Here is a 12,617-nt window from a genome sequence, read left to right on the forward strand (position 1 = left end):
ATGGCCATTTACCAAACACAACTCCATAAAATTTTGTCAGGAACAAGGAATAAACATCATTCTGGACTGTTACATTGTGGTAGAATCAGCAGAGCAATAGGTTTAACCATAGAAGCAAAGGGATTTAATCAGCCTGTAGGAGCGCGTTGCCTGGTTAAAATCAATGATGAACATTCTGTTCAGGCAGAAGTTGTTGGTTTTAGTAATGAAAGTGTTTATTTAATGTCTATTGGTGATATACAAGGTATAGCCCCTGGAATGAAAATTATTCCTACCGGACGCATTGCTCAAGTAAGTGTTGGCCATCAATTGTTAGGAAGAATATTAAATGGTTCGGGAATGTTTATAGACGATGGACCTCCTAGTGAAATGGTTGAGACTTATCCATTGATAGGGCAAGTGATCAATCCTTTAAAAAGAGCCCCTATTGAAGTTCCATTGGATGTTGGGATTCGTGCTATTAATGGCTTATTAACTGTTGGCCGCGGACAACGGATAGGATTGTTCGCTGGAAGTGGAGTTGGCAAATCAGTTTTGCTTGGGATGATGACGCGTTTTACTGAAGCTGATGTTGTTGTGGTTGGATTAATTGGAGAACGTGGGCGCGAGGTAAAAGAATTTATTGAGTGCAATTTGGGTCTGCAAGGTTTGAAGCGAGCGGTTGTAGTTGCCGCTCCAGCGGATGAAAGCCCTTTGATGCGTTTGCACGGCGCGAAGGTTGCAACAAGCATTGCTGAGTATTTTCGGGATCAAGGTAAACATGTTCTCTTGCTGATTGATTCTTTAACCCGTTTTGCCCAGGCACAAAGAGAAATCGCGTTATCGATTGGTGAGGCTCCTGCTACAAAAGGATATCCGCCATCGGTATTTGCCAAATTGCCTAAATTGGTTGAAAGAGCTGGAAATGGGACTTCGGGGGGTGGTTCAATTACGGCATTTTATACTGTCTTGACTGAGGGAGATGATTTGCAAGATCCCATAGCAGATGCGGCACGAGCTATTTTGGATGGTCATGTTGTATTAAGCAGAGCGCTTGCAGAGCAAGGGCAGTATCCTGCAATAGATCTTGAAGCTTCTATTAGCCGAGTTATGCAGGGCGTTGTCTCTGAACAACATATGAAAGATATGTTATTGTTTAAAAAATACTTGTCTGTTTATGAAAAAAACAAGGATTTAATTTTATTAGGAGCCTATGCAAAAGGAAGCGATCCCCTGGTGGATAAAGCGATATTAGCAGTGAATAAACTCAAAGATTACCTAGCGCAAGGAATGGATGAACAAGTAGGCTACGATGAGAGTTTATTATCGTTATCCAAACTGATTTCAACTTTGGTAGGGAATGACCAATGAGTGACAGATTAGATCGTTTGATTCAGTTATTAAAAATTAAACAGGAAGCGACTCAACAGGCCTATATAGAGTTAGTGAAAGCAAGAGAGCAATTTAATCAAAATAAAGCAAGGCATGAACAATTAGTTGGTTACAGACAAGATTATTTACAACAACTGGAAGTATTGGGGCAACAAGGAAGTTACGTAGGGCCTTTACGCAACCGAATTAATTTTATTAATCATTTGGATACTGCTTTGGTACAATTAAACTCCTATTTGAGTCAACTTGCAAAAAACAGGATGAAGGCGGATTTAAATTATAAGCAAGCAAAAACTTCAGAAGAAGGAATAAATAAGTTAATTGAACGCGTAAAAAGAACTGAACTGAAGCAATTACAGCGTATTGAGCAAAAGGAAACTGATGAATATGCGCAAAAGCAATGGTATAGTAGTTTAAAACATGACCGATAATAACCTTTTGGCAAATAAATTTTTTAAAAAAATTTGGATGGGATTGGCCGTCCTTATAATTGTTGCAGCTGTCTTTTCCAGTGTATTTCGCGCTCTTACTCCCTGGGCTAAACAATATAAAGGGGAGGTAGAAGAGCATTTGACTTCACTTTTGGGGCAACCGGTTACTGTTCAAACTATGGAAACAGGGTGGTACTGGTTTGAACCAGTAGTCAAATTAAAACATATAAGAATTCATGATGGTCATAATAAGTCAATTTATCTCGATAGGTTAATTGTCGGTGTTAATTTATTTAAATCCCTATGGAATTGGCGCATTCAACCTGGCGTACTTTATATCGATGATATGCATTTAGTTTTTCGTGAAAAAGACGGGCATTGGCGTATTGAGGGAATTTCACGTAATGCAATGAAAGACACTGATATTACACCTGAAAAAACCAGGGAAATATTAGATTGGCTTGCTCAGCAGGAAAAATTAATTGTACGGCATGTTTCCGCTCACTTACATTTTAATGACGGGTCATTAATCCCTGTTAATGAATTAAACCTGTCGATAGTGAATAAGGGGGGAAATTATAAGATAAAGGGGGAAGCAAGACTCGAACAAACGAATGCAACCGTTTTCCAACTGCTAGGGAATGTACAATTCGATCCTTCTCAAATTGAGAACACCAATGGACGCTTCTATTTTTCAGCTATTAATGTTTTACCCGCACAATGGCAAAATTTATTGCCAAAATCCTCAATGCAACTGGAGGGAGGTAAAGGAAACGTTTCATTATGGGTTGATTTGGAGAAAGGGAATATTTCATCAATTCAGGCAGAATTGAGACTTAAGCGTCTGGCATGGAAATTATTAAATAAAAAAAATAGTAAGTTGATCCAATCATTTTATGCCAACATGGGCTGGAAACTGGATAAACAAGGGTGGCAGTTCCAGGCAGACCATATGAAACTAAGAGTAGCAGGGGTCACTTGGCCAGAGAACCAATTGTCAATTCGTTTTAATAAAAATCAGAATACCTATCAAATCTTTACAAAATCCCTTATTGTAGAGTCACTATTATCCGAAGCGATTAATTGGCCGCCGGCTATTCAAAATGTACTGCAGTTAAAACCGCATGGAATATTGAGTGATGTTCAGGTATTGATCAAAGAAAATCAAATTAATTATATTTTAACTCGATTTGATCAATTAGGATGGAGAGCAAAGGATAATATTCCTGGAGTGAGTAATTTATCCGGCGTTTTAAATTGGCAGTCTATGGAAGGACGCCTTGAGTTAGATTCCGAGAATTCAACTTTCGATATCAAAGGTTACCCTACCCAAAAACTGGCGATTTTCAATGGTGCTTTTGATTGGAAAGAGCTAAATGATGGGTTGCGGTTGAGTATTGAACGCTTGGTCGCAAGTCAACCCGAATTGACCATTAGTCTGGAAGGCGCTTTTGATCAGCTGACCCAAAATTCTGTAGGCAATATTCGTTTAGCGGGTAATTTTTCTGGGAAAAATTTACAGAAGTGGATGCCTTATTTGCCTAAAAAACACATGAAAGCCAAGTTATTTGCTTGGTTAAATAATGACATCAAACGTTTAGGGCAAGCAACAGGCAAGATAACTATTAATGGAATGGCGAAGGATTTTCCATTTGATAATGGCAATGGGGAGTTTTCTATAGTAAGCCATGTTGTCGGTGGAGATATTTTAATTACTCCAGAATGGCGATTGATTAAAGACTTGGAAGGTTATATTAAACTAAAAAATAGAAATCTTGACATTGATATTATTGATGGTGATGCTCAAGGAACTCCGCTTAAACAAATGAATTTGCGTATTGATGATATTGGCAAAGATAGGGAAACCTTATTAATTCATGGAATTGTGCATGGGAAAGCACAACAAATGCTCAATTTTGTTATGAATTCCCCATTAAAGAAAAAATTATCTGCTTTAAAAATATTATTAATAAAGGGGATGCTATCACTCAATTTGCGTTTGGAAATACCTCTTTATCCAGAGAATGATGATAATCTGGCCCGAGGTGAATTAACCTTTGAAAATAATATAATCAACATCAAGCATCAGATGGGAGATTTTTCTGTAAGGGATGTTACTGGAAATTTACTGTTTAATGAAAAAGGCATCCAGGATAGTGCCTTAACTGCTAGGGCATTCGGCTACCCCCTGAATATTAAAATTCAATCGGAAAAATCTCCACAACCATTAACCGCAATATCAATTGAAGGTGAATGCACTGTAGAATCGCTAAAGAAAAAATTGCACTTACCTATTTTTTCTGTACTCAAAGGGAATATTTTAGCTAAGGCATTATTAAAAATTACCGACGATCCTAATGATTTGGATAATATGAAGTTGAGTTCCGATTTGATTGGATTGGCAGTTGATCTTCCAGTACCTTTAGGAAAAACATATAAAGAAAAAAACCCCTTACAGGTTAATCTGGACTTTAATCCACAAAAGACTCTTCGTTTAAGAGTTAATTACAATGGACGACTAAGTACGGATCTATTGATGCAAAAGCAAAAAGGCATGTTTAAGTTAAAATCAGGTCAAATACGTTTAGGTAGTGCGCAAGCTGTAAATCAGGACCATCCTGGCCTCGGTATAGCTGGTACTTTAGACGGCTTTGATTTGCAGGCATGGAAAGAGGTAATAAACAGATTCTCTAAAGAGAATGTGAACCCCTCACTCTTGAGTTTGGTTAATATTATTGATGTAAAAATGAGTAAACTAAACTTTTTGAATCAGCAGTTTGATAACATGTCTTTGTATGCGAAAAAACGCCCTGATAATGATTGGTCAGTCAATTTAAAACAGAAAAAAGTCGATGCGGATTTAACCTACCATTCGGCAACCAATTCTCTGAGTGGCTTTGTCAAATACTTACATTTATCTGAAATCGGATCTTCAAAAAATAATAAAGATACTCCTTCACATGCTACTCCTGGACAAATCCCCAATTTGAATTTAAGAGTTGATAATTTTTCAATTGGAAAAATTCAAATTGGGAATATCACCCTTAAAAGTCATTCTACATCAGAACAGTGGAAGATTGATTATTGCAGGATAGACTCACCTTATTATCAAGCTAATTTTGAAGGGGAATGGCTTCAGAAAGGGAAGTTTAATCAAACAAAGCTACAGTCTAAAATGTATTTGAAAGATTTGGCCAAGAGTCTTGATCGTTGGGCGATTAATCCAGCGGTGGATGCAGGGAAGGGATATATAGAATTTCATGGGGGTTGGCAAGGTTCCTTATATGATTTTTCTCTGTCCAAGTTGAATGGTTCCATGTATTTACAGTTGAAAAATGGCCGCATTACTCATTTGAGCCCGGAGACTGAAGAGAAACTTGGTTTAGGGAAATTATTAAGCATATTGAGTTTGCAAACTATTCCAAGACGGTTAAAACTTGATTTTAGTGATCTCTCAAATGATGGCTACAGTTTTGATATATTTAAAGGCAACTTTAATGTCAATAATGGCATTATGAGCACCAATAACAGTTACATTGATGGCCCAGTAGCTTATGCTAGTATGAAAGGGGATCTGGATTTGGTAAGACGATTATATGATTTGGATTTAAACATTTCACCGCATATCACTGCCAGCTTACCCGTTGTAGCTACGATAGCCGGAGGTCCGATTGCTGGTCTTGCTGCATGGATTGCAAATAAAATTATTAATCAAAGCATGCAAAAAATTGCGGGATATAGTTATAAAATTTCTGGCCCTTGGGATCAGCCTATTGTGCAACAGCTTAATATAGTGAAGAAATTGCCTTAACTAAAGGAAGACAAGATTATTTAGTAAACAGTTATGAAGTCACTTAGGGCCCATGGAGGAATATAAAATATTCTGCTTTGTTCAGAGAGCGCTTAAGCCTCAAGAAAATAATCAAAAAATAATTATGAATACATTAAAATTACTATTTTCTTATTACTGGCGTCTTAGCCTATTGAAGGAAACCCCGGAGAATTCTCCTTATTCCGTTTTTCTTCTTATAGTAATGAGTGTTCTGTTCTCTATTATAATGCTGATTCAATGGGATATCGCCGAACTTGATTTTTCCCGCGATTGGTCATTAAGCTTAATGATGGCTACGAGCCTGATTTTGTCTTTTATATTCTATACCTATGTTATTTTAAAGTTTCAAAATCTTGCGTCCAGGCTTGTACAAACATCAACATGTTTATTGAGTGCCTATATTATTATACATGTTTTGGCGACACCATTGTTCTTAATTGACACTTATTTGTCTGCGGAGAATCTTAAAACCCCCATTTTTTTATTTATAGGTATGATATATTTGTTCATTACTTTGGGGCTTTCTATTTGGCAATTTGTAATTACAGCCCATATTTATAAATTTGCTTTAGGCACTACACCGGTAAAATCAGTTTTAGCTGCTTTTGGTTTAGTCGCTGTTAATATTTTAACTATTTCTTTTTGGCGATGACATGATGACACATTTGCATATACTAGGAGTAAGTGGAACCTTTATGAGTGCCTTGGCTTTACTCGCTCGCGACGCGGGATATAGAGTGACAGGCAGCGATGCCAATTGCTATCCACCTATCAGTGATTTGCTTGCTGCCAAAGGCATTTCATGGATTGAGGGCTACGATGATTCCACTTTAGCATTGCAATCTGACATGGTTATAGTCGGTAATGCTATTAAGCGGGGAATGCCGGTTCTTGAAGCAGTTATGGAGTCGGGAAAACCATATATGTCAGGCCCTCAATGGCTTGCCGAAAATATTTTATCAAAATATCAGGTGATTGCGGTAGCTGGAACTCATGGCAAAACGACTACCACTTCAATGATTGCCTGGATTTTGGATCAAGCTGGAATGAATCCGGGATTTCTCATTGGGGGCGTCTCTAGTGATTTTAATACCAGTGCCTGCCTTGGCAAAGGGAGATGGTTTGTCATAGAGGCAGATGAGTACGATAGTGCTTTTTTTGATAAACGACCTAAATTTATGCATTATCGACCAAATATTGCAGTATTAAATAATTTAGAATTTGATCATGCCGATATTTATCCGGACTTGGCAGCTATTCAACAACAATTTCATTATTTATTAAGAACAATTCCCAAAAGTGGTGTGGCTATCAAACCTCGAGATGATAAGGCTCTGAATGAAGTTCTATCACGAGGTCAATTTTCGCGTATTGAAACATTAGCACTATCTGGAGAGGCCGAATGGGTTGCCGAACTGATTGACGATAGTGGTTCACAATTTAAAATACTCCATAATGGGGGAGTGGTTGCTGAAGTATCTTGGCCGTTGATAGGGCAGTTCAATGTAGAAAATGGTTTGGCTGCAATTGCTGCTACCTGGAATGCTGGAGTAAATCCTGTGGTTGCAGCCAAGGCTTTAGAACAGTTTTCTCCAGTGAAACGAAGGCTTGAAGTTCGTTCCAATCGACATGGAGTAACCGTTTATGATGATTTTGCCCACCATCCAACCGCAATTACTAAAACTATTGATGCTTTAAAAAGAAGTGGACGACATCAACGTATTTTTGCTGTTATGGAGTTTGCTTCATATACTATGAGAACGGGTGTACATGCCGGAGAAATGGCTCATGCTTTAGCTCCTGTTGATGGTGCCTATGTCCTGGAGCCTCAGGATTTTAATTTAAAAGATTTTGTTAGCTCCTGGACTTGCCCGTATAAAATTTGCAAAAACAATGGAGAGATAGTTAAAGAAATTATCAAAACAGTAAGAGAGGGCGATGCTGTATTGGTAATGAGTAATAGAGGATTTAATGGAATTCATCAACAATTGATCGATTCTATAGATAAACTTTTTATGTAACGATTCATTTTTATTCTGAAATGTCTTGAGAACATATAATGATATTGAGAAGCAGGTGAAATAAAAGTCATGTCCTATTATTTGCAAAGCCCCAACACAAAAAGATCATCACAGTAAAAGGTATCTCTTGAGTTTAGAATAACCTACGGAAAAATATATTTATTTTCTTCATCCAAATAAAATTGGCGATTTGAAATATTTGTTGGCAAATAGTTAAATTAATAGTTGCAATATTATGTGTAGGTTGATATAAAAATTAAAAGAGTCTTGATCATCAAAGGCGTATTACTCGCTGCGGTTCTTGCGGGTGGGCCCTTGTGGGAGGGAAACCATGCTAGAGTTTGCAGAATTTCAGCAAAATGCATTGAAATTAACAGATCAATTAAAGAAACGCAGCATACCATCCTTAGGCTGTTTTTGTTTTTTTTCAGTGATATTACCCAATACTGCGGCCATTGAAGATACTCATACGATTAAATTGGTTGCTTATAGCCTGGATAGCGAGAATGACGATGACTTAATCGCTTATCTTAAGGGTGTCACAAGATACTCTGCTGTAACTCCAAAAAATATTAACGAATTCAAAAAAAAGGTACTAACTGGAATTTATTTAATGATGTGGTCACATTATAGCTCTACTGTTTCGAATTTAATGAATAGCACTTTGGTTGAGCTATTTCAAAGAGATTTGCAAGTGAGCTCCCCACAAAAGATGAGTGACACTTTGTTTGATGCCAGTTTAGAGGCTTTAAGTCAATATTGTTCATTTGCCTATCAAAACCGTAATGAACGCATTTATGACAACTTAATTCGCCGTTTAGGTAAGACGGTGCAAGCAGATATTCATGCCTTACGTCATTCCAGGGAGAAACAGGAAACTTCATTCTATGATATTTATAAAGGAATTATGCGTACTTTAGGACTTAATAGCGTGTTTTAGACAGGAGACACTATGACTTTTACTCCGCCCGAGTTCAAAATATTAAGTGTAAATACTCGTAACTTAGAGACAGTATTCTCTACCTTGCTAGGCAGGTATAAAATTATTACTGATCCTCCTGTATCTGAAGCGGTATCGAGTGGTGAAATAATTAGCAATACTTTGGAAACATTATTAGCTCGGACCCATAAGGTTGTGATTTGCAAAACAGATAGAGAAACTGCCAGAGATGTTTTTAAACAATTAAGTAATGAATTGCGAGAAGTTTTAAAAGAAAATAATGAGGAAAAAAACAAGCAAGCCATCCTGTTTTTGTTAGGTGCTTTGCTGCATCGCTATTTTAGACTGATTAAGGAGTATGATAACTTTAATTCTTACATTCCCGTCCCATCATTTTTTTTTAAATATAAACCGCCATCTGATGTAAAGGATTGTCGATTGTTTCAAGCAATAAGACTCGCTTTAGGTTTACCTGAGGTGATGGAGAAAAATTATAGAATAAACGACTTGAAAATTCTTGATGTAACAACGATTGTAACTGCTTTGGAAACATTTCGTGATAATATGCAATTGATTATAGGGAAGGATGAGGGGAAAATGCCCCGCTATAAAAGCTATCCTCATTTTGCAGCAGACAAGAATTTTGAAACCTATTTACAAGAAATTATTGATGAACACAAAAGACGTAACCCTGTTGTTTTAAATCAATTCAAGGCCATAAATTTCATTCAATCCTTGGTAAAACAAATTGAAGAAGAGCAACATCAAATTGAAGAGGCTTTGACTCATTTAGGCAAACTCTTGCCAAAAACCTGTTCCGATTTTAAAACCATATCCTTGGAACTGATGGAAGAGCAAATAAAAGCTCAAATTGAATCGAACGTTTTACAGGAAAAAATTATTGATCTGTTGTATACCGGACATATTCAGGAAAATTTTAGCACGATGGATTGTGGTTCGTTTATTGAAGCAATGAAAAATTGTAATAACAGTCTTGCAAGATATCGGGCTTTGGGTGGTTATTGTTTGTTATTACAAAACGAGGGCGTAAAGGAGCAATTACGGTTTTGCATTCACCAGGCTCTGGGTGTGGAAATAAATCCCAATGAGTTGACTGATAAGGATATGCTGGACGCAATCAGGCTTCTTAAAACATATTTTGAAGCTAATCCTAAAGTTGAGCTTAATTTTGATTTTTTTGGTGGAAAAGGATCAATGAATACATTTATTCTTCAAACAGAATTGGCTTTAGCTAAAAAAGTTCAAACAGTAAACAAAGCTCAGGAAGATAATTCAGAGACTCGCACTACGTCTTTATTTGTTTGATGTGTTTACCCAGCTTGGTCTTGAAACGTTGCCTCGTAATTTTGGAGTCCTGGATAAGGACTCCAGCGTTGTTATCCAATGATAAGCATACTCATTGCTTGGAAAATTCCATTACTCCGTCTTTATAAGATACAATAATGGTATCCCCTGATTTAAATTTTCCAGTCAATAATGATTGAGCTAGGGGATTCTCTAATTTTTGCTGAATAGTACGTTTTAGAGGGCGGGCACCATAGACCGGATCAAATCCTGCTTCAGCCAAATGAGATAAAGCCTCACTTGTGACTTCAAGAGTGATGTTTTGTTGTTTCAGCCGATGATGTAAATAGTTAATCTGGATTGCTGCAATTTTTGCAATTTGTTCTTTTGTCAGGGAATGGAATACCACCGATTCATCAATTCTGTTGATAAATTCAGGTCTGAAATGTTGGCTGACTAAATCCATTACCGCAGCCTTAATCTCATCGTAATTAAATTTGCTGCTCATTTCCTGAATGAGTTGAGATCCCAGATTAGAGGTCATAACAATAACGGTATTCCTAAAGTCAACAGTACGTCCCTGACCATCTGTTAGACGGCCATCATCCATAACTTGAAGCAGAATATTAAATACATCTGTATGAGCTTTTTCTACCTCATCAAGTAAGATAACAGAATAGGGCTTGCGTCTGACTGCTTCAGTTAAATAGCCACCCTCCTCATATCCTACATAGCCAGGAGGCGCTCCGATTAAGCGCGCGACAGAGTGTTTTTCCATAAATTCAGACATATCAATGCGCACCATCGCTTCTTCCGTATCAAAAAGAAAAGAAGCAAGTGCTTTACATAGTTCAGTTTTTCCCACACCAGTTGGCCCCAGAAAAAGAAATGAACCAATTGGACGATTAGGATCAGACAGGCCTGCGCGCGACCGTCTTATGGCATTAGAAACAGCATCCACCGCTTCATTCTGGCCAATGAGTCTACTGTGCAAAGCTTCTTCCATTTTCAGCAGTTTTTCCTTTTCTCCTTCCATCATTTTAGATACTGGGATTCCTGTCCATTTTGAAACAACTTCTGCGATCTCATCTTCGGTGACTTTATTGCGTACCAACTTTGTTTCCATAGCATCGACGGAAGAGACCTGGCTTAATCTTTTTTCCAGCTCGGGTATACGTCCATATTGTAATTCGGACATGCGACTTAAATCTCCTGCTCTTCTTGCAGTTTCCATTTCCAGTTTGGCTTGCTCAAGTGCTTCTTTAATTTGAGTCGATCCTTGCATGGTCGCTTTTTCAGCTTTCCAAATTTCTTCTAAGTCTGAATAATTTTGCTCTAATTCATCGATACTTTTTTGTAAATCAACAAGTCTTTTTTTAGACGCTTCATCATTTTCCTTTTTCAATGCTTCACGCTCGATTTTTAGCTGAATCAAACGTCGTTCCAGTTTATCCATACTTTCTGGTTTTGAATCAATTTCCATCCGGATTAAGCTGGCGGCTTCATCAATTAAATCAATGGCTTTATCAGGTAGCTGACGGTCGCTGATGTAACGATGGGATAGCATTGCTGCAGCAACCAAAGCGGGATCTGTAATTTCAACTCCATGGTGAACTTCATAACGTTCTTTAAGTCCCCTTAATATAGCGATAGTGTCTTCCACACTGGGTTCATCGACCAGTACTTTTTGAAAGCGTCGTTCAAGGGCAGCATCCTTTTCAATGTATTGTCGGTATTCGTCTAATGTCGTAGCCCCAATGCAATGCAATTCACCTCTAGCCAATGCTGGCTTGAGCATATTCCCGGCATCCATAGCTCCTTCAGCCTTGCCAGCGCCAACCATAGTGTGTAATTCATCAATAAATAATATGATTTGACCCTCTTGTTTTGCCAAATCATTAAGCACACCTTTTAAACGTTCTTCAAACTCTCCACGATATTTTGCACCCGCGATCAAGGCACCCATGTCCAGTGCCAGTAAGCGTTTATTCTTTAATCCTTCAGGTACTTCACCATTAATAATTCGTTGTGCCAAACCTTCTACTATGGCTGTTTTACCAACACCAGGTTCACCTATTAATACAGGGTTATTTTTGGTTCTTCTTTGCAATACCTGGATGGTGCGTCTGATTTCATCATCTCGCCCAATCACTGGGTCCAATTTTCCTTGCTCGGCACGTTCAGTCAGATCCAGTGTATATTTTTCAAGGGCTTGTCGCTGTTCCTCTGCATTTGGATCATTAACCGTTTCTCCACCTCTTAACTCATCAATCGCTTTTTCAATTGCTTTGTTGTCACCCCCGGCTTGTTTGAGTATTTTTGCAAGGTTACTATCCTCATTTATCGCTGCTAATACAAAAAGCTCGCTTGAAATAAAGTTATCTTTTCTTTGTTGCGATAATTTGTCAGTCAGGTTAAGTAGTCTATTCAATGCATTAGATATATGAATATCTCCTCCGGTGCCTGATACTTTAGGGAGTTTATCCAGAGCTTGGTCAATTAAAGTTCTTAATAGTGGTATATTAACACCCGCTTTACTGAGAAGAGGTCTGCAACTTCCGCCTTGCTGATCAAGCAAGGCTTTCATTAAATGTTCTGGTTCTATAAATCCATTGTCTCTACCTAAAGCCAGGGATTGGGCATCTGCAAGAGCCATTTGAAACTTTGATGTTAGTTTGTCCATTCGCATAGGAACACCTTTCTAGTTATTTTAGGGT

General features: G+C 37.8%; 8 protein-coding genes. 7 read left to right on the forward strand and 1 reads right to left on the reverse strand.

Annotated elements, in window-relative coordinates; genetic code table 11:
• The 7 genes from fliI to OQI99_RS03835 all read left to right on the forward strand — a co-directional run bounded on the left by fliI (nucleotide 1) and on the right by OQI99_RS03835 (nucleotide 9,921).
• Entirely contained in the window at nucleotides 1–1,350 is a 1,350-nt protein-coding gene (gene fliI, locus OQI99_RS03805; protein WP_011214022.1) for a flagellar protein export ATPase FliI, read from the forward strand.
• Nucleotides 1,347–1,802: a flagellar export protein FliJ gene (gene fliJ, locus OQI99_RS03810; RefSeq protein ID WP_011214021.1), complete on the forward strand. Its 456-nt coding sequence runs from the start codon at nucleotides 1,347–1,349 to the stop codon at nucleotides 1,800–1,802. The genes fliI and fliJ overlap by 4 nt, the downstream gene beginning before the upstream one ends.
• Nucleotides 1,792–5,613, forward strand: a complete 3,822-nt coding sequence (locus OQI99_RS03815) for a YhdP family protein (protein ID WP_011214020.1) — start codon at nucleotides 1,792–1,794, stop codon at nucleotides 5,611–5,613. The genes fliJ and OQI99_RS03815 overlap by 11 nt, the downstream gene beginning before the upstream one ends.
• A 52-nt stretch (nucleotides 5,614–5,665) precedes the next feature.
• Nucleotides 5,666–6,286 (forward strand): hypothetical protein, encoded by a 621-nt coding sequence (locus OQI99_RS03820; RefSeq protein WP_011214019.1) that lies wholly within the window; start codon nucleotides 5,666–5,668, stop codon nucleotides 6,284–6,286.
• A gap of 1 nt (nucleotide 6,287) precedes the next feature.
• Nucleotides 6,288–7,655: a UDP-N-acetylmuramate:L-alanyl-gamma-D-glutamyl-meso-diaminopimelate ligase gene (gene mpl, locus OQI99_RS03825; RefSeq protein ID WP_011214018.1), complete on the forward strand. Its 1,368-nt coding sequence runs from the start codon at nucleotides 6,288–6,290 to the stop codon at nucleotides 7,653–7,655.
• 292 nt (nucleotides 7,656–7,947) lie between these two features.
• The gene (locus OQI99_RS03830) at nucleotides 7,948–8,595 is read left to right on the forward strand and encodes a lpg1752 family Dot/Icm T4SS effector (RefSeq protein WP_072356259.1); all 648 of its coding nucleotides are present in this window, start codon (nucleotides 7,948–7,950) and stop codon (nucleotides 8,593–8,595) included.
• Nucleotides 8,596–8,607: 12 nt separating this feature from the next.
• Nucleotides 8,608–9,921 (forward strand): lpg1751 family Dot/Icm T4SS effector, encoded by a 1,314-nt coding sequence (locus OQI99_RS03835; protein WP_011214016.1) that lies wholly within the window; start codon nucleotides 8,608–8,610, stop codon nucleotides 9,919–9,921.
• A 91-nt stretch (nucleotides 9,922–10,012) separates the two neighbouring features.
• Here OQI99_RS03835 and clpB read toward each other — a convergent pair whose 3' ends face one another.
• Nucleotides 10,013–12,589: an ATP-dependent chaperone ClpB gene (clpB, locus tag OQI99_RS03840; RefSeq protein ID WP_265731319.1), complete on the reverse strand. Its 2,577-nt coding sequence runs from the start codon at nucleotides 12,587–12,589 to the stop codon at nucleotides 10,013–10,015.
• Between the last annotated feature and the right edge of the window lie 28 nt (nucleotides 12,590–12,617).

The sequence above is a fragment of the Legionella sp. PATHC039 genome (genome assembly GCF_026191275.1).
Classification (GTDB): Bacteria; Pseudomonadota; Gammaproteobacteria; order Legionellales; family Legionellaceae; genus Legionella; species Legionella pneumophila.

Coding starts and splice junctions, on each gene's coding strand:
- OQI99_RS03820 (WP_011214019.1), top strand. CDS start 5,666: ATGGAGGAATATAAAATATTCTGCTTTGTTCAGAGAGCGCTTAAGCCT.
- OQI99_RS03815 (WP_011214020.1), top strand. CDS start 1,792: ATGACCGATAATAACCTTTTGGCAAATAAATTTTTTAAAAAAATTTGG.
- OQI99_RS03835 (WP_011214016.1), top strand. CDS start 8,608: ATGACTTTTACTCCGCCCGAGTTCAAAATATTAAGTGTAAATACTCGT.
- mpl (WP_011214018.1), top strand. CDS start 6,288: ATGATGACACATTTGCATATACTAGGAGTAAGTGGAACCTTTATGAGT.
- clpB (WP_265731319.1), bottom strand. CDS start 12,589: ATGCGAATGGACAAACTAACATCAAAGTTTCAAATGGCTCTTGCAGAT.
- fliI (WP_011214022.1), top strand. CDS start 1: ATGGCCATTTACCAAACACAACTCCATAAAATTTTGTCAGGAACAAGG.
- fliJ (WP_011214021.1), top strand. CDS start 1,347: ATGAGTGACAGATTAGATCGTTTGATTCAGTTATTAAAAATTAAACAG.